27 protein-coding genes and 1 pseudogene are annotated in these 25,964 nt (G+C 48.6%); 22 read left to right on the top strand and 6 right to left on the bottom strand.

The window, feature by feature from the left end:
* The first annotated feature begins 16 nt into the window (after nt 1-16).
* The 4 genes from ACMGGQ_RS10615 (at nt 17) to ACMGGQ_RS10600 (ending at nt 4,284) form a co-directional block, all read left to right on the top strand.
* Nucleotides 17-688, top strand: a complete 672-nt coding sequence (locus ACMGGQ_RS10615; RefSeq protein WP_420290005.1) for a phage tail protein — start codon at nt 17-19, stop codon at nt 686-688.
* A 64-nt stretch (nt 689-752) separates the two neighbouring features.
* Entirely contained in the window at nt 753-1,064 is a 312-nt protein-coding gene (locus ACMGGQ_RS10610) for a phage tail assembly chaperone (RefSeq protein WP_420290004.1), read from the top strand.
* Complete coding sequence (locus ACMGGQ_RS10605) at nt 956-1,375, top strand: DUF1799 domain-containing protein (protein ID WP_420290565.1); 420 nt, start codon at nt 956-958, stop codon at nt 1,373-1,375. The genes ACMGGQ_RS10610 and ACMGGQ_RS10605 overlap by 109 nt, the downstream gene beginning before the upstream one ends.
* Entirely contained in the window at nt 1,372-4,284 is a 2,913-nt protein-coding gene (locus ACMGGQ_RS10600; RefSeq protein ID WP_420290003.1) for a phage tail tape measure protein, read from the top strand. Before ACMGGQ_RS10605 ends, ACMGGQ_RS10600 begins: the two co-directional genes overlap by 4 nt.
* A 64-nt stretch (nt 4,285-4,348) precedes the next feature.
* Here ACMGGQ_RS10600 and ACMGGQ_RS10595 read toward each other — a convergent pair whose 3' ends face one another.
* A complete protein-coding gene (locus tag ACMGGQ_RS10595; protein WP_045371007.1) occupies nt 4,349-4,609 on the bottom strand; it encodes a hypothetical protein in 261 nt (86 codons plus the stop codon).
* 696 nt (nt 4,610-5,305) lie between these two features.
* Between ACMGGQ_RS10595 and ACMGGQ_RS10590 the strand changes: the two genes are divergently transcribed.
* The 9 genes from ACMGGQ_RS10590 to ACMGGQ_RS10550 all read left to right on the top strand — a co-directional run bounded on the left by ACMGGQ_RS10590 (nt 5,306) and on the right by ACMGGQ_RS10550 (nt 14,237).
* Nucleotides 5,306-5,653 (top strand): phage tail protein, encoded by a 348-nt coding sequence (locus ACMGGQ_RS10590; protein WP_047958735.1) that lies wholly within the window; start codon nt 5,306-5,308, stop codon nt 5,651-5,653.
* Nucleotides 5,650-6,405, top strand: coding sequence for a phage minor tail protein L (locus tag ACMGGQ_RS10585; protein WP_420290002.1), 756 nt, complete (start codon nt 5,650-5,652; stop codon nt 6,403-6,405). Before ACMGGQ_RS10590 ends, ACMGGQ_RS10585 begins: the two co-directional genes overlap by 4 nt.
* Nucleotide 6,406: 1 nt before the next feature.
* A complete protein-coding gene (locus ACMGGQ_RS10580; protein WP_047652156.1) occupies nt 6,407-7,129 on the top strand; it encodes a C40 family peptidase in 723 nt (240 codons plus the stop codon).
* Nucleotides 7,129-7,719 carry a tail assembly protein gene (locus ACMGGQ_RS10575; protein WP_063440014.1) on the top strand — a complete coding sequence of 197 codons (591 nt, stop codon included), beginning with the start codon at nt 7,129-7,131 and terminating at the stop codon, nt 7,717-7,719. The genes ACMGGQ_RS10580 and ACMGGQ_RS10575 overlap by 1 nt, the downstream gene beginning before the upstream one ends.
* Before the next feature lie 60 nt (nt 7,720-7,779).
* On the top strand, nt 7,780-8,346 hold the full coding sequence (locus ACMGGQ_RS10570) for a hypothetical protein (protein ID WP_420290001.1): 567 nt from the start codon (nt 7,780-7,782) through the stop codon (nt 8,344-8,346).
* Between the two features lie 62 nt (nt 8,347-8,408).
* Complete coding sequence (locus ACMGGQ_RS10565) at nt 8,409-11,597, top strand: host specificity protein J (RefSeq protein ID WP_420290000.1); 3,189 nt, start codon at nt 8,409-8,411, stop codon at nt 11,595-11,597.
* A 357-nt stretch (nt 11,598-11,954) separates the two neighbouring features.
* The gene (locus tag ACMGGQ_RS10560; RefSeq protein ID WP_046092072.1) at nt 11,955-12,626 is read left to right on the top strand and encodes a hypothetical protein; all 672 of its coding nucleotides are present in this window, start codon (nt 11,955-11,957) and stop codon (nt 12,624-12,626) included.
* A gap of 107 nt (nt 12,627-12,733) precedes the next feature.
* Entirely contained in the window at nt 12,734-12,967 is a 234-nt protein-coding gene (gene cor, locus ACMGGQ_RS10555; protein WP_046092073.1) for a phage exclusion lipoprotein Cor, read from the top strand.
* Between the two features lie 61 nt (nt 12,968-13,028).
* A complete protein-coding gene (locus tag ACMGGQ_RS10550) occupies nt 13,029-14,237 on the top strand; it encodes a tail fiber domain-containing protein (RefSeq protein WP_420289999.1) in 1,209 nt (402 codons plus the stop codon).
* On the opposite strand, the gene ACMGGQ_RS10545 is transcribed toward ACMGGQ_RS10550, so the two are convergent.
* Nucleotides 14,212-14,775 carry a tail fiber domain-containing protein gene (locus ACMGGQ_RS10545; RefSeq protein WP_420289998.1) on the bottom strand — a complete coding sequence of 188 codons (564 nt, stop codon included), beginning with the start codon at nt 14,773-14,775 and terminating at the stop codon, nt 14,212-14,214. The genes ACMGGQ_RS10550 and ACMGGQ_RS10545 overlap by 26 nt on opposite strands.
* A gap of 196 nt (nt 14,776-14,971) precedes the next feature.
* On the opposite strand from ACMGGQ_RS10545, the gene ACMGGQ_RS10540 reads away from it, so the two are divergent.
* The 4 genes from ACMGGQ_RS10540 (at nt 14,972) to ACMGGQ_RS10525 (ending at nt 18,790) form a co-directional block, all read left to right on the top strand.
* Nucleotides 14,972-15,529: a recombinase family protein gene (locus ACMGGQ_RS10540; protein ID WP_420289997.1), complete on the top strand. Its 558-nt coding sequence runs from the start codon at nt 14,972-14,974 to the stop codon at nt 15,527-15,529.
* Nucleotides 15,530-15,700: 171 nt separating this feature from the next.
* On the top strand, nt 15,701-16,120 hold the full coding sequence (locus ACMGGQ_RS10535) for a translesion error-prone DNA polymerase V autoproteolytic subunit (protein ID WP_420289996.1): 420 nt from the start codon (nt 15,701-15,703) through the stop codon (nt 16,118-16,120).
* A 2-nt stretch (nt 16,121-16,122) separates the two neighbouring features.
* A complete protein-coding gene (locus ACMGGQ_RS10530; protein ID WP_420289995.1) occupies nt 16,123-17,391 on the top strand; it encodes a Y-family DNA polymerase in 1,269 nt (422 codons plus the stop codon).
* A 235-nt stretch (nt 17,392-17,626) separates the two neighbouring features.
* On the top strand, nt 17,627-18,790 hold the full coding sequence (locus ACMGGQ_RS10525) for a RelA/SpoT domain-containing protein (RefSeq protein ID WP_420289994.1): 1,164 nt from the start codon (nt 17,627-17,629) through the stop codon (nt 18,788-18,790).
* Between the two features lie 203 nt (nt 18,791-18,993).
* Here ACMGGQ_RS10525 and ACMGGQ_RS10520 read toward each other — a convergent pair whose 3' ends face one another.
* From ACMGGQ_RS10520 to ACMGGQ_RS10505, 4 genes and pseudogenes are all read right to left on the bottom strand, one after another.
* Complete coding sequence (locus ACMGGQ_RS10520; protein WP_420289993.1) at nt 18,994-19,665, bottom strand: SOS response-associated peptidase; 672 nt, start codon at nt 19,663-19,665, stop codon at nt 18,994-18,996.
* Nucleotides 19,666-19,977: 312 nt separating this feature from the next.
* Nucleotides 19,978-20,067 (bottom strand): annotated as a pseudogene (locus ACMGGQ_RS10515) (hypothetical protein); the annotation flags it as partial.
* Nucleotides 20,068-20,105: 38 nt separating this feature from the next.
* Nucleotides 20,106-20,516, bottom strand: a complete 411-nt coding sequence (locus tag ACMGGQ_RS10510; protein ID WP_420289992.1) for an ASCH domain-containing protein — start codon at nt 20,514-20,516, stop codon at nt 20,106-20,108.
* The gene (locus tag ACMGGQ_RS10505) at nt 20,510-20,815 is read right to left on the bottom strand and encodes a hypothetical protein (RefSeq protein ID WP_420289991.1); all 306 of its coding nucleotides are present in this window, start codon (nt 20,813-20,815) and stop codon (nt 20,510-20,512) included. Before ACMGGQ_RS10505 ends, ACMGGQ_RS10510 begins: the two co-directional genes overlap by 7 nt.
* Nucleotides 20,816-21,220: 405 nt before the next feature.
* Between ACMGGQ_RS10505 and ACMGGQ_RS10500 the strand changes: the two genes are divergently transcribed.
* From ACMGGQ_RS10500 to ACMGGQ_RS10480, 5 genes are all read left to right on the top strand, one after another.
* Nucleotides 21,221-22,744: an EAL domain-containing protein gene (locus ACMGGQ_RS10500; protein ID WP_420289990.1), complete on the top strand. Its 1,524-nt coding sequence runs from the start codon at nt 21,221-21,223 to the stop codon at nt 22,742-22,744.
* Between the two features lie 440 nt (nt 22,745-23,184).
* Nucleotides 23,185-23,529 carry a DUF1294 domain-containing protein gene (locus tag ACMGGQ_RS10495; RefSeq protein WP_252073226.1) on the top strand — a complete coding sequence of 115 codons (345 nt, stop codon included), beginning with the start codon at nt 23,185-23,187 and terminating at the stop codon, nt 23,527-23,529.
* A 72-nt stretch (nt 23,530-23,601) separates the two neighbouring features.
* A complete protein-coding gene (locus ACMGGQ_RS10490; protein ID WP_420289989.1) occupies nt 23,602-24,042 on the top strand; it encodes a VOC family protein in 441 nt (146 codons plus the stop codon).
* A 152-nt stretch (nt 24,043-24,194) separates the two neighbouring features.
* Entirely contained in the window at nt 24,195-24,644 is a 450-nt protein-coding gene (locus ACMGGQ_RS10485) for a hypothetical protein (RefSeq protein ID WP_048029806.1), read from the top strand.
* A gap of 258 nt (nt 24,645-24,902) precedes the next feature.
* Entirely contained in the window at nt 24,903-25,934 is a 1,032-nt protein-coding gene (locus ACMGGQ_RS10480) for a methyltransferase (protein ID WP_420289988.1), read from the top strand.
* Nucleotides 25,935-25,964: the final 30 nt, after the last annotated feature.

Here is a 25,964-nt window from a genome sequence, read left to right as displayed (position 1 = left end):
TAAAGGAGTAACCAATATGGGCTTTGCATTGCCTAACGGCGCTCACGTCTATCTGGCATCGGGTTATGGCCCAGCCATTACTTTCACCGGGGCGACGAACGCCGAAAATATGGTGATCACCGTGAGTGAAGCGGACGCACTCAAGGTGGGTGATATTGTTCATGTGAACTGCAACTGGTCCGGTGTTGATAACGTCATTGCAAAAATTGATGCGATTGCCGAAAGCGCCGTAACTCTTCGCAATATCATTACCACCAACAAAAACAAATATGCCGCTGGTGGCGGTACCGGTTCGATCCGCAAGGTGCTTGAATGGACCGAGCTGCCGCAAATTACTGAGGTGTCAAAATCTGGTGGCGATCAGAACACCACACAGATTCAGTTCCTCAGCGATGATCGCCAGCGTAACCTGAATACCTATAAATCCGCAGTCTCCCAGACCTACTCGATCGCGCATGACTCAACGCTCCCGGTATATCCGTTGCTGCGCCAACTGGACGAAGACGAAGAGACGGTTGCGGCTTACATGTACGTGCCGAAGGCGAAGGAGAACCGTTATTGGGCGGCCACGGCGTTCTTTGACGATACGCCAACTACTGCGGTTAACGAGGTAGAGACAGTAAGTGTGGTGCTGAACCTGCAGTCACCGGCGATGACGTTCTACAAGGTGACTGACGCTGCCGCCTAGTCGTCAGAACTTTCACTATTCCATGCCTCCCATTGTGGAGGCTTTTTTCCGTTAAGAGGTATCGATGGCGACAAAATTCAATCTTCAGCCCAAACCAACATTTAAGGCCAATGTCTCGATCCCCCGAGCCGGCGATGAGGATGGCGTGCTGACGTTCACATTCAATCACAAGCCACTCAAAGAACTGGCGGATCTGGAGAAAATGGAAGGCAAAACCGCCACTGATTTTCTGATGGAAATCATTTCTGGCTGGGCACTTCCCGATGCATTCAACGCGGAAAACCTGTCGGTGCTGCTGGAAAACTATCCGGCGGCGATGAAGGCCATCCCGGAAACCTACTACCGCGAGCTGATGGGGCAGCGCGAAAAAAACTGATAGCGGTTGCCTCTGCGTTCTATACGTCTGAACCCACCGCGGCAGATCTGGCGCCTTACGGGCTTACGCCGGATGACTATGACGATAATTTCGTAGATGTCTGGCCCGATATCTGGCCTTCATTCCTGGTATTTCAGGCTGTCAGCACGCAATGGCGAACGGGAATGGGCGGCGCGTCTGGGCTCGACTATAACGTTTTGCCCTGGGTAATGCGTCTGCACAACATTGACGACGAGGCAACCGCGCTTTCGGACATCCGAATCATGGAGAGCGCCGCACTAAAAGTTATGCATAAAGAGAGGGCGGAATGAGTAACGACATCGCCACGATTTCCCTGCGCGTAAATACCAGTGAGCTGGAGCGTGGTAATCAGGCACTTGATCGCTTTCAGGAGACTGCGTCCGCCGCGGCAGGTAAAGCGGATGACCTTAACAGTACGTTCCGCACCGGCATCGATAACCAGAAGAAGAACAGCGAAAGCATGAAGCAGCAGCGTCAGGAACTGCAGAACCTGCTGAATAAAATTAGTCCGGTAAACAAGGCGCTGGATGAGCTGGACACTATCCAGGAGAGCCTGGCGAAATTTCGCGGTAAAGGGCTGGTGGGAGACGAGGACTTTACTCGTTACAACAGTGTGCTTGAGATAACGCGGGCTAAACTGGCACAGGTAATGGAGTCTGAGACCGCAGAGGGGCGGGCTCGCATTGAACAGGCTCAGGCAGCGCAGCGGGCAGCTGCAGCGGGCAAAACCTTTATCGATTCGCTGGAGGAGCAGGTCACAGCAATCGGAAAAACGCGCGCAGAACTGTTAGAGCTAAAAGCAGCCCAACTTGGTGTTTCCGATCGTGCTGCACCGATGATCGCCCGACTGAAAGAGCAGGAGGAAGCGTGGAAGTCAGGAGCGATCAGCGCGGGGCAATACCGCAACGCGATGCGTTATCTTCCAATGCAAATGACCGACATCGTAACTTCATTGGCGTCCGGTATGCCGGTTTATATGGTAGCCATTCAGCAGGGCAGCCAGCTGCGCGATTCGTTTGGCGGTGTAAGCAATGCTCTGAAAGCGATGTTGTCGATGGTGACTCCTGCCCGAGTGGCCATTGGTGGCTTGGCTGGTGCCGTTCTGATTGCGGCAAAAGCGGGAGCGGACTACTTCACCGCCTACGACGAAATTAACAAGGCCATTATCAGGACAGGCAACATTGCTGGCACTTCAGCGCTCCAGGTTATGGCTTCCTCCCAGTCTATCGCTGCCTCTACTGGCGCTACTGTAGGAACCGTTCAGAGTTTGATGACTGAGTTGGTTGGCATGGGATCGCTGACACAGCAGCAACTTGAAAAAGCAGCAGGCTCCACGGCGCTGGCGGTTCAGACCGGTATAGTCTCAGCGCAGGACATCACCAAAGCCTATAAGGACATCGAAAAAGACCCTGTTAAAGCCCTTCAGAGCCTAAACGAAGAATACAACTTCCTGACTGTTTCGCAGCTTAAGCATATTGATGAGCTTGTGAAGCAGAAGGACCAGACTGCTGCAGTTACACAGGCCATGGATTTGTTTGGCGACACAATGGCTGAGCGCGGAGAGCAGGCTTATGACTCGCTGACACCGTTTGGTCGCCTGTGGCTGGATATCAAAGGCTGGGCATCTGAGGCCATGCAGAATATCGGTCAGTGGGTAGCAGAGCTGGCATCAAACACACTGAAGGAATTCAACGCAATTTATTACAGCGTAGCGATCGTTTTCCAGAAGTTGAACCAGATCATTTCTTCCTCTATCGCGGCTGCGATTAATCTCATTCCTGACTGGGCGAAAACGGATACTTTGCAGGGATGGCAGGACTATAACGAACAAATGGCCAGCGCTTATGGCGACAGCGTCTCTCAGTTGAAAAAAGACTGGGATGCCGCTGATATCAGTGCAGGTAAATACCTCGATACGACCAGAAAAATAAGTACTGCAACCACCCAGAAGGATCGGGAAGAGGTTGCTGCTTTTGGTAAAAAGACGAAAACCGGAAAGCAGGGCACTTTATCGGCTGGCGATCGCAGCACGGATGCTGCCCAGGCCGAGTTGCTGGCGCTTCAGTCTCAGTTACGCGCGCTGCAGCAGCATAAAGGGCTGAACGACACTATCAGCCAGCAGCGCAAAGATCTGTGGACGACTGAAGCGAAATTTCAGGTGCTGGAAGAGGCCTCCCGGTCTCGCTCTCTGACAAAGCAGGAGCAATCCCTGCTGGCGAGTAAAGACCAGGTGCTTCAGTTGGCACGGCAGAAAGCCCTGTTAGGTGATCAGATTACCGCACAGGAACAGCTGAACAAGCGAATGGATACCTCGCAGAAATACGTCACGCAGATGGCTGAGAAACAGGCCGCATTACTGGGTGGCGCGGGGATGAGTGACCGTCAGGCTCAACGTGAGCTGGCAAAGAGCCAGCTTTCCTCTGGCTGGTTCAACTCCGGCGGCACGCTTTACGACGAGGGCTATCAGAAGCAGCTTAAGGCGGCGAATGATTACTATGATGCAGAGGACAGGTTGCGTGGCGACTGGTTGACCGGCGTGAAAAAGGGTTGGGCTGAATTTGAGGACAGCGCGACTAATGTTTACTCGCAGGTGCAGACGATTACCAGCAATGCGTTCACCGGGATGGCCAGCACGCTCACCGACTTTTTTACTACAGGTAAATCTAACTTCTCAGACTTCCTTTCTACTTTCCTCAAGGGCATCGCCCAGATGCTGACACAACTGGCTTTGGTTAATGGAATGAAGTCAGCGTTTGGTGGAACGGGTATCGGTGCGTTCTTTGGTTTCTCTGGTGGTGGTCTGGTGCCGGGATTCGATAGCGGCGGTTACACCGGTGATGGCGGTAAATACCAACCGAAAGGCGTAGTTCATGGTGGTGAGTTTGTATTTACGAAGGAAGCGACCAGTGCACTTGGTGTTGGCAATCTCTATGCGCTTATGCGTGGAGCTCAGGGGTATGCAAACGGCGGCTACGTCGGAAACGCACCGATGTTCGGGTTACAGGGAGGTAGTTCCGCTATAAATGTTAATGTCGGTGGTGTTGTGATTCAGGGACGTGAGCAACCAACGACAAGGTCGGCTCCAGCAAATAATGTGGATATCATCAAACAGCTCAAGCCGGCAATAGTTAACGTAATATCTGAGCAGGCGCAGCGGCCGGGGACGCCTTTATGGAATGCAATAAAAGGAACGCGATGAAGCTTAGTCAGTCCTTCGAAATACCGTTCCATGGCTCTAACGATTAGCACGACAAACAGCCTACTCAGGTGGGCTGTTTGTCGGTGATCAGTTGTAATAACTTACAATGCTCGTCAATTGCATCCCATATCATATCCTGCTGATCTCCATCCCACTCTTCAACCATCGCTAGTTCAGAGCGGAACTGTTTGAGCCTGATGTTAATGGCGGCTATTTCATTGCGGCCACATTTCTTAGCCATTTTAATCAATGATGCTTCAGGTGTCTTTTCATAGGGAGACAGCCCGGCACGCGCTTTAATATATAGTGTCGTCAGTCTGTTCATAGGACTTCAATCGCGAATATTGGGTTGCTCTAACCTAAATTTATAGTGGGGTATTTTTAACTGCCTGAGACAGGTATCTTTCCATAACCCGCATTTTGCTAGATATGTGAAGGGGTGACCGCTTCGACTTTTTTTGAGTTTCTTTATCAAATCACAAAAACGCACGGTTCGTCGACAACATTTCAAAAGATTAATATTAAACGAATCCCACTACTGTTCTTTGTGATAACTAACCCTTCAATCGTAGGTATTTAGCATTCTTTCTATGCGATAATAGTGTTAATGCAATGAATGGATGAAGGGCGATGGGATTTTCATATTGGTTTACCGTATGTGCTTGTTTTTTGATTGGTCCTATAACATTGGTTCAGTCTTTCGGCTACCTGCGCAAGGGAATCTATACCAAAACATTCAAGGGAACGAGTCGAAAGGAGTACATTCATAAGGATGCCAGGCCCTTTGAATACTGGTTCAGCATTATCTTTGAGTTTGGAGCGAGCTTCTTGCTAATTGGCGTAGGATTCTGGCTCTTAAGGGATATCCCCGCTGTCAACGAATGGTATGCTGAAATCCGCGCGATGTTACCTTATTGATTTTATGGCCAGACAGCACTTCAACGTTACTCCATTTAAGAACACATCATTTTTGTTAAGCAATTGATCCGCTTCGGCGGGTTTTTTTATACCCGGAGGAAAGTTGGCGATCGAAACATTTATCTGGCGAACCCAGATTCAGGCGGGCATGGAAGGGGAGTTTACTTACGTAACGCGCTCTGCTTCCTTTGGAGACGGCTTTGAACAGATCGCCGGTGAAGGCATCAATCCTGAAAAACAGTCATGGCCGATGACCCTAACGGGAAAAAAGGCAGAGATGCTCGATGTGCTGAGTTTTTGCCGCAAGCACATCACAAAATCCTTTATCTGGACGTCTCCTGTTGGCGAAACCGGTTTATACCGGATTGAAGCTGATTCCATTAAAGCCCAGCCGCTATCCAGCAAAGTGATGACCATAAAAGCAACCTTCAAACAGGCATACGCACCATGATTACTGAAGATTATCAACGCCTCGAACCGGGTGAAAAAATACGTCTTCTTGAGGTAGACGGTTCTGCGTTTGGTCTGGACGATGTTCTGCGCTTTCACGCTTATAACCTCCCGCATACTGAAGAAGAGATTGCGGCTGCTGGTGGCGACGAATCAAAGTTAAAGGCGAAGAGTATCTGGTGGCAGGGCGAAGAGTTTGGTGCCTGGCCATATAAGCTAGAGGGACTGGAAGCTTCAACCGATGGCAGTAGCGCCCAGCCGACTCTCACCGTTGCCAACATTGACAGCTCTATCACTGCACTCTGTCTGGCCTATGACGATATGCTGCAGGCCAAAGTTACGATTCATGACACTTTTGCGCATTACCTGGATGCGCGCAATTTCCCGGATGGAAATCCCACAGCAGATCCCTTGCAGGTGAGGAAGCGGGTTTTCTATATCGACGGTAAAAATAGCGAGCTTCCCGGTGAAAGTATCGAGTTTGCTCTTACCAGCCCGATGGATCTGCAGGGGTTGATGATCCCGACCAGACAGTTGCATTCCCTTTGCACATGGTGCATCCGGAACAAGTACCGCACCGGCGATGGGTGCGATTATGCCGGCACGCTTTACTTCGACAGAAACAACAATCCGGTAAGCGATCCCTCATTAGATGAATGCAACGGCACGCTCACCGCCTGCAAGCTTCGGTTTGGTGAACACAATGAACTTCCTTTCGGTGGTTTTCCAGGAACATCTTTGATCAGGAGTTAACATGCGTCAGAAAACAATTCAGGACATCCTGGCGCATGCTGCGAAAGACTATCCCCACGAATGCTGCGGCGTGATAGCGCAGAAAAGCCGGGTGGAACGCTATTTCCCATGCCGTAATCTGGCTGCTGAACCAACGGAACAGTTTCACCTTTCACCAGAGGATTACGCTGCTGCTGAAGACTGGGGGACGATAACGGGAATCGTACATAGTCACCCTGATGCGACGACCCAACCAAGTGAACTGGACAAGGCTCAATGCGATGCAACGTTGCTGCCCTGGCATATTGTCAGTTGGCCGGAAGGAGACTTTCGTACCATTACTCCCCGCGGAGAATTGCCGCTGCTCGGGCGCCCGTTTGTGCTCGGACACTACGACTGTTGGGGGCTGGTGATGAGCTATTTCCGGCAGGAGCATGATGTCGAACTTCAGGATTACCGTGTTGATTATCCGTGGTGGGAGGACTCCTATCCGGATAATTTCTATCAGGATTGCTGGTACGAATGTGGGTTCCGAGAATTCAGTGGATCACCAATGCCGGGCGATTTGATCATCATGCAGGTGGAATCGAATAAGTGGAACCATTCAGGGATCTTGCTGGAGGGGAACATGCTTCTCCATCATCTTTATGGTCACCTCAGTCAACGTGTGCCATATGGAGGTTACTGGATGGAGAGAACCATGAAAATTGTCAGGCATAAAAGCCTAATCATGCAGGAGGGATAATGTGCGAATCCGTCCGTACTGTTCGTCTATATGGTGTTTTGGGTACTACGTTTGGCCGCGAATTCCAACTTTCGGTAGCCTCACCAAAAGAAGCCATCCGCGCATTGTGCGTTATCGTGCCAGGCTTCGAGCGTTTTTTGAATACCAGCAAGCAGCGCGGCCTAACCTACGCTGTTTTCAGCGGTAAGCGTAACCTGAACGATGACGAACTCTCTATGGATCAGAGTAGTGCTGATATCCGTATCGCGCCGGTTATCCTCGGGAGTAAACGTGGTGGAGTATTCCAGACCATCTTAGGCGTGGCTTTGGTCGCAGTAGGTGCTGTGGCGTCATACTTTGGCGGTGGTGCTGTCGGCGTTCCTCTAATGCAATTTGGCGCTGCGATGGCCCTTGGCGGTGTCGTACAAATGCTCTCTCCACAGACAACCGGACTTGCCAGCAAGCAATCGGCAGACAACAAGGCCAGTTATGCCTTTGGGGGAGTAACTAATACGACTGCCCAGGGTAATCCTGTGCCGCTCCTTTACGGCAAGCGCCGCATCGGTGGAGCGATCATTTCTGCTGGCATTTATGTTGACGATCAGCAGTAGCTATAGTGCCAAACTAAGAGTATCTTCTTGAAAGAACGCATTATAAGACTGGAAATGCTTATGGATGGTTATGCGATAGACTTTCAAGATTTGCTTGGATTAAGAAAATTAAACGAGCCTGGTTTGGACAGAAGGGCGTTCACAGACTGGGCTGAAAACCAGATTTCTGCCGGCAATGAGTCTTCAAATCTTTTGATTTTGGCATCTTTGGGATTAGATAAGGAAATCTCGAAAGATGAGGTGTTTCGCTATTTTGATGGCTACGTTGATGAGATTGGAGAAGTGATGCCAACTGAACGAGTCGCGTTCATATTGGCAATGAGACTAACATTTAAAAAGCTCGCCTATTCTGAACTTGAGGATGATGTCTGGAGTGAATTAACTAGAACTTTTGTTAAATGGTATGACTTACCAAATGGCCTTTTATATAGAGTAATGACGTACTGGAGCGCATTGCATGATGATTTTATAAATCATTATGAATATGAGGTTGGGTATTATTACCTGAACTATCCGCGACACGGTGACATTCCTCGCTCGAAACAATTAGAGTACGTTCGTAATTGTGCAATTCGCTTTCTCCGTATTTTCGATGAGCGCTATTATTTTGGTTTGCTTATCAAATAATATTTAATTCAACGTTGTTCTAATCATGGTCACCTCCGGGTGGCTTTTTTTATGGGCACAATATGGCTACAGCAATCGCTATTAAAGGCCGCAAGGGCGGCAGTTCAAGCTCAAGAACTCCTACAGAACAGCCAGACGATCTGCAGTCAGTAGCCAAGGCAAAAATCCTTCTCGCGCTGGGAGAGGGGGAGTTTGCTGGTGGCCTTACTGCGCGCGATATTTATCTCGATGGCACCGCACTTGAGAACGCAGATGGTTCACAGAACTTCAGCGGTGTGGCGTGGGAGTTTCGTTCTGGAACTCAGGCGCAAAACTACATTCAAGGGATCCCGGGGACCGAAAATGAAATCAATGTAGGCTCCGAAGTTTCCAGCTCTACAGCGTGGACGCGCACGTTCACCAATACGCAGCTTTCAGCTGTTCGCCTGCGTCTAAAATGGCCTTCTCTCTTCAAACAGGAGGATGATGGCGATCTGGTTGGCTATTCGGTCAACTATGCAATTGACCTGCAGACAGATGGCGGCACCTGGCAGACGGTGCTGAATACCAGCGTGACCGGGAAAACCACCTCTGGTTATGAACGCAGCCATCGTATTGATTTACCTCAGGCGGGCAGCACCTGGATAATAAGATTGCGCAAGATTACAGCCGATGCCAATAGCGCGAAGATTGGCGACACGATGACGCTGCAAAGCTTCACCGAAGTAATCGACGCCAAACTGCGCTATCCGAACACTGCGCTACTGTACATCGAATTTGATTCGAGCCAGTTCAATGGCTCAATACCGCAAATTTCCTGCGAGCCTCGCGGGCGTGTTATTCGTGTGCCCGATATCTATGACCCCGAAACAAGAACGTACAGCGGCACCTGGAAGGGCGCATTTAAGTGGGCATGGACGGATAACCCTGCGTGGATATTTTACGATCTGGTGGTCACTGACCGCTTCGGCCTTGGTAATCGGCTAACGGCAGCCAATATCGACAAATGGACGCTTTATCAGGTCGCTCAGTATTGTGATCAGCGGGTACCTGATGGTAAGGGTGGTAGCGGAACAGAACCGCGTTACACATGTAACGTTTACATTCAGGATCGGAATGACGCTTACACTGTCCTGCGTGACTTCGCAGCCATTTTTCGAGGCATGACCTACTGGGGTGACGACCAGATTGTTGCCCTTGCAGACATGCCCAGAGATGTCGATTTTACCTACACGCATGCTAACGTCGTCGACGGCAAATTTGTGTATTCCAGCAGCACAACCAAAAGTCGCTACACAAACGCTCTTGTTTCCTGGTCTGATCCGGCAAATGGCTATGCTGATGCAATGGAGCCCGTCTTCGAACAGGCTCTGGTGGCACGCTATGGTTTCAACCAGCTTGAGATCACCGCCATCGGTTGCACCCGGCAGTCTGAGGCTAACAGAAAAGGGCGCTGGGGGATACTGACCAACAATAAAGACAGGGTTGTAACGTTTGACGTTGGCTTGGACGGAAATATTCCTCAGCCGGGCTACATAATTGCTGTTTCTGACCGAAATCTTTCAGGGAGAGATTTAGGCGGTCGATTATCCGCGGTTAATGGTCGTGTACTCAAACTTGACCGGGTACCAAGTGCTAAGGCCGGTGACAGGATAATGGTAAACCTGCCGTCGGGTATTACCCAAACCCGTACGATTCAGTCCCTGTCCGGCGAAATGGTCACCGTGACAACCGCCTTTAGTGAATTTCCGCAGGCTGAGGCGGTATGGGTTATTGAATCTGATGAACTCTATGCACAGCAGTACAGGGTAATTAGTGTCACTGATAACAATGACGGGACATATACCATCACGGGGGCAAATCACGATCCGGATAAATATGCCCGTATTGATACAGGTGCCGTCATAGATCAGCGGCCGGTTAGTGTCATTCCTCCCGGTAACCAGTCGCCGCCTGCCAACATAGTGATTAGCTCGTTTTCATTAGTTCAGCAGAATATCAGCATCGAAACCATGCGCGTGAGCTGGGACCAGGCTCAAAATGCTATCGCCTATGAGGCGCAATGGCGCCGCAACGACGGGAACTGGGTTAACGTGCCGCGCAGCTCCACCACGTCATTCGACGTTCCGGGAATTTATGCCGGACGTTATCTTGTGCGCGTGCGGGCCATCAATGCTGCCGAAATATCTTCAGGATGGGGATATTCAGAAGAGAAGACGTTGACCGGCAAAGTTGGCAATCCACCTAAGCCAGTAGGATTCACAGCCACGGGCATTAACTGGGGGATTCGTCTTAACTGGGGTTTCCCGGCAAACACCGGCGATACGCTAAAAACGGAAATTCAGTACACAGCAAACAGTGACTTTTCAGATCCATTTTTGCTCTCAGACGTGCCTTATCCATCTGCGGAATACACCCAGCTCGGCCTTAAAGCAGGGCAGGAATTCTGGTACCGCGCACAGCTTGTCGACAGAACGGGTAACGAGTCCGGGTATACCGACTGGATCCGGGGGATGTCTAACGATAACGCCGATGATTATCTGGGTGATATCGCTAACGATTTTCTTACCTCTGCTGATGGGGAGCGCCTCACTGGTGACATAGATACAAACATTGAGGGAATACTACAAAACGCCCTGGCGAACCACGGAACAGTTGAGCACCAGTGGGCACAATACGGGGAAGTGCGCGCCGATATTCTGGTTGTTAAAACGACGATTGCTGAAGTTGATAAGGCAATGGCCGAACTTTCGACGCAGGTACAGGCGCAGATAGAGGACGTCACCGCTTCCCTGGAAGACAAGCTTACAGCCGTCGTAGATGCCTCCGGTGCTTCGGCAATCTACACCCTCAAAACAGGTGTGAGAATAAACGGGGTGATGTACAACGCCGGGATGTCTATTGCGGTGCTTGCAGAGGCGGGGAAGCCGGTAGTCACCCGAGTTGGTTTCAACGCTAACCAGTTTGTACTGATGAGCGGCAGCGGTGATACCCAGTACTCTCCATTCGCTGTCATCAATGGTCAAGTCTTTATGAGCTCCGCATTTATTCAGGATGGCACGATCACCAATGCCAAAATCGGCGACTTCATCCAGTCCAATAACTACGTTGCTGGGTCTGTCGGATGGAGGCTGGATAAATCAGGAACATTCGAGAACTACGGTTCGACAGTTGGAGAGGGGGCCATGAAACAGACAAACCAGACAATAAGTGTGCGTGACGCCAACAATGTGTTGAGGGTGCAGATCGGGAGAATCACGGGAACATGGTAAACATTGGGCCTCAGGTGGGGTCCTTTTTTAGGATGAACAGCTATGGCTCAGTACGGAGTTGAAACCTGGGACACCTCAGGCAGGGCGAACAACTATGGGATTAAGCCAGTCAGTGTAAGTGGATATCTTCAGCTGGCTCAGAACCAGAAAACAGGCTTTTACTCAGTCGTGCTTCCACCGGGGTGTAAGCTTACTTATTTTCAGATCATGAACGGTGATCAGTGGGGAACGAGCCGGAGGAAGATCACTATTTCAGGTGGCACCGCAACGGTATCGGCAGTAGGCGATACCGACTACTCCGCAGGGACTGAGCCTGCGGCTGCGGCGTATCTCATTTTCCAGATAGAGAGGGCATAAATGGCGCAGTATGGCGTTTTACTGACGACTACGGCCGGAGAAGTATGGGTCACCGCTAACAGTTCGCCTATTTCGTTGCAGGCACGGAAGACAGCAGAACTACAGGGGACATCGGGTTTCAATACCAAAGTGACGCACACATTTCCCTCAGGGCAGCCCGTTGCCGCCTTCGTTCATTGCACGGTTGAGGCGGAAATCACCCAGACGATAAGCGGGAACACTATCTCGGTTGATTTCCTCAGACCAAATGCAACCGGCACAGCGTACGTTTATTTTTTCTCTATTTTCCCACAGACAAAGCCTGACTACGGGCTGGCCGTCTGGGATGCGTCAGGGACGCTTATTTTGACAAACGAAACGCGCACACTCAGTGATGTGGTAACCCTCGGTACTGCCGGAGTAGATGCAAGTTCAGGTTATAACATCAATACCACGCTGGCGGGGAAATGGGCCTGTATGCCTGCCATGCTGGGTCTAATTACTGGAGTTATATCGGCCGGTGGCCAGCCGCAGCCCTACTCGGCGATTTACAAGAGCATGGCAAAACTTGAGGGAGGCAATACGCGAATATTCGCCAGACCACAAACAACGCCCAGCGGAAACCTTCAGAACGTCTCGTATTCAAATCTGAGAAACGTGATTATGGCCATCAACTGCGCCAACTACGATTGATCGTTTTCAGCGATCAATCTTATGAAATTGATCTACAGAATCAATTATATCCCTTTAATTCATCTTGTTATTGTTTAACCTCTTGAATACCCTGGGATATAACCACTATGAAATACATGATTCTTTGCCTGGCGGTGGCTGCATTGCTCTCTGGTTGCGCTGGCGTTCTTCAGAAGCAGCATCCCATATGTACCGGAACGGCCCTGATCGGCGGACAGGAGAACATCGTCCAGATTTACGGAGTGCGGAAGCAAAGTAATCAGACCCAGTACCGCGCCGGTTACCCATTTAACTGGTCATGGGTCAGCGCAAACACGTTCAGTAGTACCACCTGCCAATAGGCAGTCATATTTGAATAAACCTCGCTCCGGCGGGGTTTTTTATTGCCCGTAAGGAGCACAGATGTCTGCAGGAACTATCACCCTGACAAACGGATCCGCTATTGTTGGCGGTTCCGGAACCTCATTCGCAACAGAACTCGCCGCAGGTGACTTTATTGTCTCTACTGTGGGCGGTGTACCGTATACATTGCCCGTAAAATCGGTTGAGAGTAATGCGCAACTTACGCTGGTCAGCAACTTTACTGGGCCAACGCAATCGGACACTGCCTGGTCAGCAGTTCCCCGCGTGGCGCTGAACATGGTCACTGCCGCGCTGGTGGCGCAAAGTGCTGAAGCACTGCGTGGACTGAATTACGATAAACAGAACTGGCAAAGCATTTTTTCTGGAAACGGCAATATAACGATAACTCTGCCTAATGGAACAACATGGACGGGCCCAGCCTGGAATAGCATTACCACTTCTCTCGCAGGCAAGGCGGCAAAAGGTGCAAACAATGACATCACCTCGCTCAGCGGACTGTCTACAGCGCTGTCTGTAGCTCAGGGCGGTACCGGTTCGACAACCGCGTCAGGCGCTCGCACAAACCTCGGTTTGGGAGACAGTTCCACGAGGAACGTCGGAACAGTGTTAGGAACTGTGGCCGCTGGTGACGATTCTCGCTTTGACAGCATAAATGGAAAAACAGGCGGGGTTATTTCAGGACAGGTTAAAGCCGGAGGTGCATCTCCAGCTAGCACCCCGCCAGCAGGAACAGTAACAAACGCTGAACTTATTGGCTCCAGATTCAGATCAGGAGTTTATAACGGGATTGATTTCTCATTATATGCTCAGGTTGTACAGGGAACGGGAACCTTCGGCTATCTTCAGCTTGCGTTCGGTGGCACTCCGGCCTATTGGTCATTCAGACAAGATGGAGTGGCCCAGGGGGTAGCATGGTCACCGACTTGTGACGAACGACTTAAAGATATTGATGGCCCAATTAGTGAGCCGCTTGAAAAAATGCGTCTAATACGCGGGCAAACCTGGAAATGGAAATCAACCGGCTCATTTGGGATCGGATTTACAGCTCAGGAAGTACAAAAAGTATTTCCTGAGGCTGTTTCTAAGGGGCTGAACGTTACTCTTTCAGATGGCTCTGTAGTCGAAGGTGTTCTTTCACCAGATACGTACGGAGTTGCTGCAGCGCTTCACCATGAAGCGATCCTTGCTCTCATTGACGAAGTAAACGAACTGAAAAGGATGCTCAGTGTTGAGATGAAAGGGAGCTGACTTGTTTTTTTAGCTCAGCGATCTCTTCCATAAGCTCCAATATAGCTTCATGGTGGAGAGCCGCAGCCACATCACCAGGTGATAGCGCCAATGGTTGCTCTATCACTTGGCCATCTACTGTCAAAGAACCCTCCTGGGCATGTGATACAGCCTCAGGAAATACCTCCTGCACCTCCTGAGCCACAAAGCCAATCCCAAAAGAGCCTTTCATCTGGTCATCTTTCCGCACCCACGTATAGCCGCGTACTTTTTTCATTTTTCCCAGCGGGTCGTCAATCGGGTTGAGGTCATCTTTAATCCGGCGATCTGAGTTATTTACCCATGACGCTGCAGCATAAGCATTTCCGCTGGAATGGTCGAAGTACCAGTCTTTAAATGTCGAAGAATCCCATACGCGAAGGAATCCATAGCGGGTATTACCAGCCATCTGAGTAAACATGTGAAACTGTGAAAGAGCAGCACCGCCAGAGTTTTGCAGAACGGACTCAAGCTCACCGCCTGATGCAGGGTTGGAATCAGAAGTTCTTTTAGCAATCACCGCCCCTTTGATTGACCCTCCCGTTTTACCTTCAAGAGTGCTGAGTCGATCGTCATCCCCGGCGGCAACCGTTCCCGCCGCGGTTCCGACGTTCCTCGTGGAACTGTCTCCCAAACCGACGTTTTATAGATTGCTCTTGAGCGGCCCGGCCGATACCTTCACCTGATTTTTTTGCAGAAATAACTGGGTGAAAAATATGCAAATTGGCTATGTAAGGGTGTCAACAAATGACCAAAATACGGATCTTCAGCGGCAAGCACTCGTTCGCGCAGGATGTGAACAGATTTTCGAAGAAAAAATGAGCGGAACAGTGGCAAACCGGCCAGCACTCAAACAGCTTCTCAAGGCATTAAATGAGGGTGATACGCTAGTGGTCTGGAAACTTGATCGACTCGGTCGCAGCATGCGGAATCTGGTGCTGCTGGTGGATGAACTCCGGCAGCGCGGCATCCACTTTAAGAGCCTCACGGACAGCATCGACACATCAAGCCCGATGGGGCGCTTCATCTTTCATATCATGTCAGCGCTGGCAGAAATGGAGAGGGAGTTGATAGTGGAGCGCACCCGGGCAGGGTTGGCCGCAGCTCGTGAGAAAGGACGAATCGGCGGGAGGAGGCCAAAACTCACCCAGGAACAATGGGCGCAGGCAGGGCGGTTGATAGCGAACGGTGTGGACAGGAAGCAAGTTGCAATCATCTATGATGTGGCGGTGTGTACGCTGTATAAAAAATTTCCAGTTTCAAAATCGGCTTAAATCTGTTCACTCTGAGTTGCGGCCATAAAATTTACAAAACTCATAATTCGAAGCTGCGTAGAAACTTAGAAACGAAACGGCGAAGCTTTAAGCAGTGACGGTAGGGCCTGCATCTTGCGGACACTTATAAATAAAACTACTGTATATAAAAACAGTATTTGGGTATGTGTCATGGAATTCATCAGGCCAACAGAACTGAGAGAAATTATCGCTCTCCCGCTTTTCAGTGACTTAGTGCAGTGTGGTTTCCCGAGCCCCGCGGCTGATTACGTTGAACAGCGCATCGATCTCAATGAGTTACTTGTTGCTCACCCGAGTTCAACATACTTCGTCAAAGCAGCGGGTGATTCAATGATCGAAGCCGGGATCAGCGACGGTGATTTGCTGGTGGTGGACAGTTCTCGCACGGCTGAGCACGGTGACATTGTCATCGCCGCGGTGGAAGGGGAGTTCACTGTTAAACGCCTGCAACTGCGCCCGACCGTACAACTCAATCCTATGAACAGCACTTACTCGCCGATAATTGTCGGCAGCGAGGACACGCTTGATGTGTTCGGTGTCGTGACTTTCATCGTTAAATCTGCGAGCTGAATATGTTTGCTCTCTGTGATGTGAATTCATTCTACGCATCATGCGAGACGGTATTTCGTCCCGATTTGAAGGGGCGGCCAGTGGTCGTTCTCTCGAACAATGACGGCTGCGTAATCGCAAGAAGTGCCGAGGCAAAGGCTGCTGGAATTACCATGGGCGAGCCGTTCTTTAAGCAAAAGGAATTATTCCGGCGTGCTGGCGTTGTCTGCTTCAGCAGTAACTACGAGCTTTATGCAGACATGTCGAACCGTGTGATGACGACGCTGGAGGAAATGAGCCCACGCGTAGAAATTTACAGCATCGACGAAGCTTTTTGCGACCTGACAGGTGTTCGCAACTGCCGGGACCTGACGGAGTTCGGCAAAGAAATCCGCGCTACTGTTCTGAAGCGTACGCATCTGACTGTTGGGGTTGGGATAGCCCAGACAAAGACACTGGCCAAGCTCGCAAACCACGCCGCCAAGAAATGGCAGCGGCAGACGGGAGGGGTGGTGGACCTGTCAAATATCGATCGCCAGCGTCGGTTGCTCGCCATCGTGCCGGTAGAGGACGTATGGGGCGTCGGAAGGCGCATCAGTAAGAAGCTGAACGCCATGGGCATCAAAACGGCTCTGGACCTCTCAGAACAAAGCACCTGGATTATCCGGAAACACTTTAACGTGGTACTTGAGCGAACGGTCAGGGAGCTGCGTGGTGAGCCATGCCTCGATCTTGAAGAGTTTGCACCAGCAAAGCAGGAAATCGTGTGCAGCCGGTCATTCGGCGAACGCGTCACGGACTATGAGCAGATGCGTCAGGCGATCTGCAGCTATGCGGCCCGTGGTGCCGAAAAGCTTCGCGGCGAGCATCAGTATTGCCGCTTTATTTCTGCATTCGTGAAAACCTCTCCCTTTGCGCTTAACGAGCCGTATTACGGGAATAGTGCGTCCATGAAGCTTCTCACCCCCACTCAGGATTCCCGCGACATCATCAACACCGCGGTAAAGTGCCTGGACAAAATCTGGAAGGATGGCCACCGCTATCAAAAGGCTGGAATCATGCTGGGAGATTTTTTCAGCCAAGGTGTGGCCCAGCTCAACTTGTTCGATGAAAACGCTCCGCGGGCCGGTAGTGATAAACTGATGGAGGTTCTGGATCAACTCAATGCCAGAGACGGCAAAGGAACGCTCTACTTTGTCGGGCAGGGCATTCAGCCACAGTGGCAAATGAAGCGAGAAATGCTGTCGCCTCGATATACGACGAGATATTCAGATCTGCTTAGAGTCCGATAAATTTTTCTGATGTCTTGGTCCGCTTTGTGCCAACAGCAGACATTAGAAACATCTTTTATGGCATCTAGTACCAACTAGTGTAATGTCTAGGCTCATTGGCTCACAAGATCCTGTTACCGGAAAAAGACCTGGAGAGCTAGAAATGTATAGACTTAAAGGTTAATATATCTGTTGTTGTAACTTACTCATATCAAGATGATATAATTAATTATAATTCCATAGCGGAACAATACAAATGAAAAATGATTCAGTGAATATCAGTGCCCTTACACTAAATGAATTCTTGGATAATAATTGCTTGACTGCAGAGCAATTTGAAAAAGCTGATTTTTCGTGGGAGGAATTGCAAGAAATTGGATCGGCGCACTACAATAACATCCCCGCCCTCTCTGAAACTGCAGGACTTATATCTTCGATACTACAGCAAGGAGAAGATGTACACTCTGTTCGCTGGAGAATTAAAGATCCTGAGCATCTAATGGCTAAAATAATCAGAAAAAGAAATGAAGATGAGATCAGTGAAAAGTATCGTTCTATAACAAAGGATAACTACACCGATGTAATCACTGATTTAATTGGTATTAGAGTGCTGCATCTTTTCAAAGAAGACTGGGAAACAATTCATAATTATCTTGATTCAAAATGGGAATTTCAAGAATCGCCAATAGTTTACATTCGCGAAGGCGATGCTCCAGATATAAATATAGAAGGCAGCGTTGAGAAAACACATCCAGCGGGGTACAGATCTGTTCATTATGTAATATCAACTAGACTTCTCAAAAACCGTATTTACACAGAAATTCAAGTTAGGACAATATTTGAAGAGGCATGGAGTGAAATAGACCATCGTGTTAGATATCCAAATTTTAAAAACAATGAAATATTAAACTATTTTCTATTGATTTTTAATCGATTAGCAGGCAGTGCCGATGAAATGGGTACATTCGTTCTTTCTTTAAAAAATGAACTTAAAGAATCAATTGAACGAGGCATCAAAATATCCGAGATTGAAAAAGAAAAAGAAACATATCTTGCAAAAATTGATGAATTAGTTAGTAATCTTGAGGCTGATCAAAAAATCACCTCACAAACAAAAAATGAATTAAAACAAGTGAAGGCAAAACTTGATTCCTTCCAAAGGAAAGAAAACGAACTTTACAGAAAGTCATTACTTCAAAGGTTAAATGCTGATGGCTCTTTAGGTTCTATTCAGGACTTGTCATCCAAGCCTCATGGTTTATTCGGTAATTTAGAAGGCAAAACCTTTAGGAATAAAACTTCAAGAGGATTGATTGACTCTCTCACAAATAGTAATGAAGCGCTCAGAAAAATGAAAATCACAATCGAAGACCTTAATTTAGATGGTAATGGAATGCCAAGAAAACCGCCTAAAAAATAAATGAATATCAAGGGAAGAATATGGTAGATGATTTTGTGGTATCATCTACCGGATTTATTGTTATTTGAGTATTAATAAGTCATTTGTTCGAATCAAAAAAGTAGATTATTAAAAGATTTGTCCTACCCGCGCTATGTGGACATGGCTCTAAAGATATTCTGATGCTCGCTCATTTTGGACGTGCAAAATCTCTTTTGACCTTACTATTGTGATATCTCGATGAGCTCAGGACCTTGGTTTTTTACATTACCCACGGAGCGCGACACAGCGTGCCAGATAAACTTGTCGGCGTCCACTGTGCCGTCGGCAACTATCTCTTCCGCTTCTTTCCCGCCTATATCCTGACGCATCCACTCCCTTGCAGCTTCCGGCGACAGAACAAGTGGCCGTCGGTCGTGAATATCGACCAGTCCTTTGTCAGCTGCAGACGTCACAATCAGAAAACCTTCTGCTTCATCACCACGCTCAAATGGTGTACTGCCGATCGCAGCCATGAATATCGGCTGGCCGTCGGCGCGGTAAATGAAGTAGGGCTGTTTCTTGTCGCCTTCCTTCTTCCATTCGAACCATCCATCCGCAAAACAGATAGCTCGGCCATGCTGCCAGAGAGGTTTAAACATTCGGCTTGCGGCCGCGGTTTCGACGCGAGCGTTAATCAGTGGCGGCTTATCCCACCACCCGGGCGCATAACCCCAGAAAACCGGATCAAGATGCATCTGCTCGTCTCGTTCGCTCAGAAGCAGAACTTTTGTACCGGGTGCAACGTTGTAGCGTCCAATCGGCTCCGGGTCGTATGCGATGTCACGATCGGCTTCATCGGCTAGGTAAGCCAGATATTCTTCACGAGTTTGGGCTTGTGCAAAACGTCCACACATAGAAACCTCCAGCCAGATGTTAGACCTAAAGTATAGGGCAGGGAGAAGAAGGGGGCGCACTGGCTAAAGTTAGGGGCAAATTTAGGGGCAAAAATGCGAAATAGGGGCAAAAAAAGGGCACAAAAAATGTAGTTCTGGGTAGCTTTAGGGAGAAGTTACTATGCTATAACTAATTGAATTAAATGATAAAATAAATGATATCAATGGGTTGGCAAAATCAGCGTAGCTTATTAAGATTGTATTGCTCTTTTTTGTTAATCTCTTGATTCTCTTGCATTGAGTACTACCTTCGGAGCCAGCAGGGGCAATAATTGTATGCCGCGTATGGTACGGATTCCGGCGGCGAATGCCAGCACGTTTTACAGCTGCGCGAAATCTGGCGCCGATACGTGATAAAGGGTAGCTAAGTAACAGATACACCTCTGCCACTTTATCTCCGCTTACAGCACCTCAACCAATTCAAATTCTTCTGCGACCAGTTCCATATCTTCAGAAAAATGGCCTTCGCGGAAGAAAAATCGCTGATGCTCTGTCTGCCAGTATTCAAGGCTTAAATCACCTTCACCCTCTTTACGAGCGAATTCCTCATTAACATCGCAAAAACGTACCAGTCGCATGGAAACCAGCCGGATCACACAGACCGGGACATTCTGACCATCAAGGATTATGTTGTAGCTTCCTATCCGTGGAGCAGACACCTCCTGCAAGTACGAGGCAAAAGATCCGCAGGTGGCCGTTTTGAGCCCTTTTTTAATCAGGTCCGCAAGCTCGTTTGCCAGTGCCGGGCTGTCACCCATTTGCCAGGCCTGTGCGCCCGGGTATTTCATTTTTAATTCCTCAACCGTCACCATTCAACTTCCCTTATAACTTTTATCAAAAGAAACATACCAGCGGTTTTAGCATAAACATCGTCGATACCAGAAGCGTACTCTGCTTTCCTGACACCTTTTTTCACTGGTGGTGTGCATGAAAACACGGCGTTGCGCTTATTGCCCGAGTAAATATATCCTTGTGGGGTTATCTGTGTGGTGAATCTATGGCCGGTAGCCAGCCGAGTGATGTTGTATAACAAAGAAAAGTCACCGGGATAGAACCGACACCACGCTTTTTCTGTAACTTTTATCCCATTGGAAGGGGTTAACGTGTTCAAGCTTAATTCATCGCTACTGGTGGCGTTGCTACTGTCAGGCTGTAGCGCCGATCTGGTTCTCAGCCCACCTCAGCAACCTGAATACAAGTCGATGCCTGAAATAACGCAGTCTGTGACGCCATCACAACAGCGCGCAATCATGGCAGGCGAGCGGCCTGACTGGTCAGAAAGAACGCCGGTCAAGACAATAAAGCAGTACTAAGAAGCACGTATCAACCAGGGCTGCCGTTCGGCGGCCTTTTTATTTCCCCATTTGAGAAGGTGCAACGATGGAGGCTGGTTTGCGGGAAAATTTCTGACGCATGACATGGTATTTCTTTCTTTATCAACCATGCTTAAGACGAAGACAATTCAATCACTTCAGCATCACCGAAGCGGCAACGTCACTCGAGTCGAGAACCCTGAATGCGCCATGCACCTATCTCCTTAGCTGCAGCCACGGCAATTTTTATGCTGGGCGTTTTTATCATCAATTTACAGGTTTGGTATTCTGCACGGGCTGACAGCCTTGCAGGGGCGCACTATGTCTTGCGAAACATGAACGTCATTCTTAAAGAAGCTCGTCATGCGACCCAGATAGCAATGCAGCTTGCTGAGAATGAGTGTGATGCTGAAGGGCAGTATCGGCTCGGTACTGAAGCGGCATTACAACCCCATCTGAGAACGATCGTTATTCTGAAACAAGATGCGGTCTGGTGCTCCTCTTTACCGGGAAATCGCGTGTTGCTGGTTAACGGCTCAGCGCTGCCTCAGGCATCATTGCTACTTGTTCCATCGAAAAGTACGGTCAACGGCCTGCCGGTTCTCTTATACCAGACAAACCATGCCGGAAGCCGAATCATGGTGAGCATCAGCGACAGCCATATCCGGGATGCGCTGAATATGCCATTACGTGGCGTGGCGTATTCACTGCAAGTCGGCAATCGTCGTTTAGGCCAATCCGGCGATGTGTTGACGGCACCCCATGCAAACAAAGATGTACTGACGGTAAAAGACGCTGATTATCCCTTCGCGATTCAATTTAACGCTCCGCCTCTTTTTAGCCTGACGAGATTATTCGACCAGGCCGGTGGGGTGCTGTTATTTCTGCTGCTCATTTCCTCTCTTCCTGCTTATCTTCTGCAACGCTATCTCTCTAAGGATATATCGCCTGAAGATTCACTGCGCACTGCCATCTACAGAAATGAAATTATTCCCTATTACCAACCCGTCGTGAGCGGAAAAGAGGGCACCTTGCGCGGTGTCGAGGTGCTGGCCAGATGGAAGCATCCGCAATCCGGGTTTATTTCTCCCGCGTCGTTTATTCCTCTTGCTGAAAAATCAGGGTTAATTATTCCATTAACCCAAAGCTTAATGCGTCAGGTTGCAATGCAGATGAATTCAATTTCTTCGCTACTGCCGGAAGGATTCCATGTAGGAATTAACTTCAGTGCATCTCATATCGTTTCCTCTACCTTTTTTGAAGAGTGCCTGAATTACAAGCGCAGCTTTGTGCAACAGGATCTTAACCTTGTCGTTGAGGTGACCGAGCGCGAGCCCCTCCACGTAGATGAACATCTCGTTAAGACCCTGAATGAGCTGCATAACAACGGATTTGCAATCGCGCTGGATGATTTTGGAACGGGCTATTCTGGCCTGTCCTACCTGCAGGACCTGCACATTGATTACATCAAAATCGACCAAAGCTTTGTTGCCAGAGTGAATGCCAATGAGGATTCCACCCTGATCCTGGATTCGGTACTGGAACTGGCAAAAAAACTGTCAATCCGTATTGTTGCGGAAGGGGTTGAAACCCAGCAACAGCTTGATTATCTCATCCGCAATAACATCACGTTTTTACAGGGCTACTTCTTCTACAAACCTGTTCCTTTTAAGGAGTTGATAAAAATCCTTTTGTCGAAGCCAAAGGTTAAAGTGAGGGTGGAGTGACGTTTTCCCCGGAATTGCGATAAAGAAAAAAAGGGGGGCATCATCCCCCAAATAAAATGCAGACCGTTATTGTTTTAACTACGGTGCTATTTTGTTATCTGAGTGCTTTGTGGTCAATTTAATTGTTTTCAACCTTTGCTGTAGAGATTACATACTAAAAAAAGAATGAAGAGTCTAAGGTAAAATTTTAAAGCTGATCCTGGTCAATATTACCGCCTTCACGGCTGAATAATAGATGCAATCATGTTTAACTTGTTAAGCAACTGCTCTGGCGGTGGGTTTTGGACGTTAGGCGTTTCCGTATAATTTTTTAAGAAAAAAATGCTGACTGCGAAATGACGATGCAGTCATGCTTACATATTAACCTGGCTTGAAGATGCGTCAGCAAGATAGGGTATAATGCGGCTTCGTAATTGCTAAACAACCCGGTGGTTGGTGCTATGACCCTCAATCGCTTTTTTTATTTACTCCTGATCTTTGCTGCAATCGGCAGCCTTTTTGCCTCTAACCCTTTGGCTATGTGGTTTCTGCTGATCAATGTGCTGACGATGGCTATGTATGGCGCCGATAAACGGGCGGCGCGTAAGGGTATGCGCAGGGTACCGGAAGCCACGCTGCTGGTATTTGGCGTAACCGGCGGCTGGCCTGGCGCGATTGTGGGCCAGCAACTCTTTCGCCATAAAACGCAAAAGCAGCCCTTTAAAACCTACTTTTTCTTAAGCATTGTCGTTAGCATTGCCGTGATGGCGGCGGTTTACCATTTCTCGCCTGTTTCTTCTTTATGAGCGTATTGACATCAAGTTAACTTGAGCTTTTAAGATGTCAGCACCACGTTGATAAAGGAGTAACATCTTAAAATGAAAGACATTGATGTAGGTTTCACTCATGTCGCGTTTATGGTCAGGGACCTGGAAAAGAGTATCGCGTTCTATCGTCGCTATGCCGGTATGGAGGTCATTCATTTACGTGAACCCGACATGCCTGATGCAAGAAAAGTCGCATGGCTTAGCGACCATACCCGTCCTTTTGCACTGGTTCTGGTACAGGCCGATTCCGTGACCGATACGCCGCTGGGCAGCTTTGGTCATCTGGGAATTGCCTGCGCGACCCGCGAAGAAATTGACAGAAAAACCGCGATGGCCACCGCTGAAGGTGTGCTAAGGAAAGCGCCTGAGAATGTAGGCGACCCCGTCGGATACTATGTCTTTTTTGCCGATCCCGATGGAAATACGTTAGAGCTGTCATTCGGACAGCGCGTCGGTCTGGAAGCGATCCGAACGGCCAGTCGGAATAAATAAAGCGAAGATACGTTAGCAACAGGAAACAGACCGCGTCGCGCGTCGTTAATTGTTCCTCCATCACTGCCAATAGTAGTAGGACTATTCTTAAGTTGTTGCTGTTTTTTGCACAATCTGAATAATACGTGCAACACCACGGACGATAACATTCCATGAAAATAGTCTCTATTACGCTGGCAGTGCTGGCGCTTTTTTCTGCGCCTTGCTGGTCCGCTTTTCAGGAGCGGGAATATAATACCTGGTATATGAAAAATGCGGTGCTTTATGATATGACGCAGACCTCGGAAGGTTATCCCGTCATGGTGAGCGTATCCCAGCCCGGGAGGAAATCCGCTAATTTGCTGGTGTCATATATTACGGAAGGGCGCTGTGGTGAGAATAAGCTGCCACTCAATGTGAATGGTACAGTGCTTCCCGCCAAATATGCTTGTGTTCAGATAGGGAAGAACAGAATTGAACATTTTTCAGTTGTGGATGCGGACAGCGTCAATGGCATGGTGACGCATTTGAAATCTGATTTCACTATTCTCCTGCAAAACGATATCAAAATTTGGGCGGCAAATATCAAAACGCCAAAATACGGGCTGGCACCGAGATTCTGACGATGAAATGTCTGTCTCACGACAGGTATTATTTCTATCATGGTAATCATTTATGAAATAATAGTGTCATGGTGTTATTAATCAAAATATGGAGTAAGTGGCCCTGTTTTTTTACGTATTGAAATGGACTGTATGCTAAACGGTACGAAACCGCACAAATAATCCTTACTGACATTATGGATAAAGCTCGCTACCAGACTTACGCTTGCTAACGGCGTTTTAGTTGTTCAGCACATCTTTATTGGTAAGGAGTAGAAAATGTCACATCCTAATAGTCTGGATTTGCTAAGCCGTAAAGAAGGAATGTGTTTGTTAGAGCAAAGCATGGGTTTTGTCTGGCAGGCAGCACTTCGGGCTGTCGCAGTATTAGGCGTTGCAGATCGTCTGGTTGAAGGAAAAAAATCCGTTACGCAACTGGCGGAGGAGCTTAATGTCGATGGCGACTATCTTCATCGGATCATGCGCGTATTATCCTCTCGTGGAGTGTTCAACGAACTGTCCGAAGCTGAATACAGCCTTAGCCATTCAGCACAGTTCCTGTGTTCTGAGCATGAATTTTCATTGCGTGCGGCGGTGCTCATGCTGACAGACCCAACATTCTGGCAGCCAGCGGCTAAAATGGATGAGATATTGCAAGGCAAACCTGTTTTTAATGATTTGTTTGGCAAGCCTTTTTACGACTACTGGCAGCATGATGACACGATGACTGACAGCAACATTTTTCATGCGGGTATGGCCTCTATGTCATCCGTAGAGAATGAAGTCATCGCCGATAGCTATTCGTTTCCTCAAAATGCTATCGTTGCCGATATTGCCGGTGGGCTGGGTAATTTATTGCTGGCTGTTTTACGCCGAAATCCGACCTTAACAGGGATCCTGTTCGATCAAAAAGACGTGCTTGCGCGGAATCGACTGTATCTGTTAAATGACAATCGTCGATGGAAGGCAGTTGAGGGTGACTTTTTTGAAGCCTGTCCTGTAGCGGATATTTACCTGCTTAAATATATTTTGATGGACTGGCCTGATGAGAAAGCGGTTCAGATACTTCAATCGTGTAGAAATGCAATGAAAGAAAATTCCCGATTATTAATTTTTGAACCACTTATAAAAAAAGAAAATAATGAGCAGGGACGATTTGAAATTGACCTTCTTCTTTTAACAAGCTTTGATGGAGGGCGGGCAAGAACGGAGTCTGAGTATCAGATCTTGTTTGAAAAGACCAGTCTGAAGCTAAACACTATAATAGACACCCGTTCGTATCTGTCGATTTTAGAAGTCGTACCTGTCTGAACTACGTAAATTATATTCACAAAGCGAGTG

Origin of the sequence: Enterobacter sp. BNK-13 (assembly GCF_048685015.1) — a bacterium.
Lineage (GTDB): Bacteria > Pseudomonadota > Gammaproteobacteria > Enterobacterales > Enterobacteriaceae > Enterobacter > Enterobacter quasiroggenkampii.
This window is presented reverse-complemented; position numbering and strand designations above follow the sequence as displayed.

What these genes read in the sequence shown, in the direction of transcription:
- ACMGGQ_RS10615 (WP_420290005.1), top strand. Translation starts at nt 17, where the DNA reads ATGGGCTTTGCATTGCCTAACGGCGCTCACGTCTATCTGGCATCGGGT.
- ACMGGQ_RS10610 (WP_420290004.1), top strand. Translation starts at nt 753, where the DNA reads ATGGCGACAAAATTCAATCTTCAGCCCAAACCAACATTTAAGGCCAAT.
- ACMGGQ_RS10600 (WP_420290003.1), top strand. Translation starts at nt 1,372, where the DNA reads ATGAGTAACGACATCGCCACGATTTCCCTGCGCGTAAATACCAGTGAG.
- ACMGGQ_RS10595 (WP_045371007.1), bottom strand. Translation starts at nt 4,609, where the DNA reads ATGAACAGACTGACGACACTATATATTAAAGCGCGTGCCGGGCTGTCT.
- ACMGGQ_RS10585 (WP_420290002.1), top strand. Translation starts at nt 5,650, where the DNA reads ATGATTACTGAAGATTATCAACGCCTCGAACCGGGTGAAAAAATACGT.
- ACMGGQ_RS10580 (WP_047652156.1), top strand. Translation starts at nt 6,407, where the DNA reads ATGCGTCAGAAAACAATTCAGGACATCCTGGCGCATGCTGCGAAAGAC.
- ACMGGQ_RS10575 (WP_063440014.1), top strand. Translation starts at nt 7,129, where the DNA reads ATGTGCGAATCCGTCCGTACTGTTCGTCTATATGGTGTTTTGGGTACT.
- ACMGGQ_RS10570 (WP_420290001.1), top strand. Translation starts at nt 7,780, where the DNA reads ATGGATGGTTATGCGATAGACTTTCAAGATTTGCTTGGATTAAGAAAA.
- ACMGGQ_RS10565 (WP_420290000.1), top strand. Translation starts at nt 8,409, where the DNA reads ATGGCTACAGCAATCGCTATTAAAGGCCGCAAGGGCGGCAGTTCAAGC.
- ACMGGQ_RS10560 (WP_046092072.1), top strand. Translation starts at nt 11,955, where the DNA reads ATGGCGCAGTATGGCGTTTTACTGACGACTACGGCCGGAGAAGTATGG.
- cor (WP_046092073.1), top strand. Translation starts at nt 12,734, where the DNA reads ATGAAATACATGATTCTTTGCCTGGCGGTGGCTGCATTGCTCTCTGGT.
- ACMGGQ_RS10550 (WP_420289999.1), top strand. Translation starts at nt 13,029, where the DNA reads ATGTCTGCAGGAACTATCACCCTGACAAACGGATCCGCTATTGTTGGC.
- ACMGGQ_RS10540 (WP_420289997.1), top strand. Translation starts at nt 14,972, where the DNA reads ATGCAAATTGGCTATGTAAGGGTGTCAACAAATGACCAAAATACGGAT.
- ACMGGQ_RS10535 (WP_420289996.1), top strand. Translation starts at nt 15,701, where the DNA reads ATGGAATTCATCAGGCCAACAGAACTGAGAGAAATTATCGCTCTCCCG.
- ACMGGQ_RS10530 (WP_420289995.1), top strand. Translation starts at nt 16,123, where the DNA reads ATGTTTGCTCTCTGTGATGTGAATTCATTCTACGCATCATGCGAGACG.
- ACMGGQ_RS10525 (WP_420289994.1), top strand. Translation starts at nt 17,627, where the DNA reads ATGAAAAATGATTCAGTGAATATCAGTGCCCTTACACTAAATGAATTC.
- ACMGGQ_RS10520 (WP_420289993.1), bottom strand. Translation starts at nt 19,665, where the DNA reads ATGTGTGGACGTTTTGCACAAGCCCAAACTCGTGAAGAATATCTGGCT.
- ACMGGQ_RS10510 (WP_420289992.1), bottom strand. Translation starts at nt 20,516, where the DNA reads ATGGTGACGGTTGAGGAATTAAAAATGAAATACCCGGGCGCACAGGCC.
- ACMGGQ_RS10500 (WP_420289990.1), top strand. Translation starts at nt 21,221, where the DNA reads ATGCGCCATGCACCTATCTCCTTAGCTGCAGCCACGGCAATTTTTATG.
- ACMGGQ_RS10495 (WP_252073226.1), top strand. Translation starts at nt 23,185, where the DNA reads ATGACCCTCAATCGCTTTTTTTATTTACTCCTGATCTTTGCTGCAATC.
- ACMGGQ_RS10490 (WP_420289989.1), top strand. Translation starts at nt 23,602, where the DNA reads ATGAAAGACATTGATGTAGGTTTCACTCATGTCGCGTTTATGGTCAGG.
- ACMGGQ_RS10485 (WP_048029806.1), top strand. Translation starts at nt 24,195, where the DNA reads ATGAAAATAGTCTCTATTACGCTGGCAGTGCTGGCGCTTTTTTCTGCG.
- ACMGGQ_RS10480 (WP_420289988.1), top strand. Translation starts at nt 24,903, where the DNA reads ATGTCACATCCTAATAGTCTGGATTTGCTAAGCCGTAAAGAAGGAATG.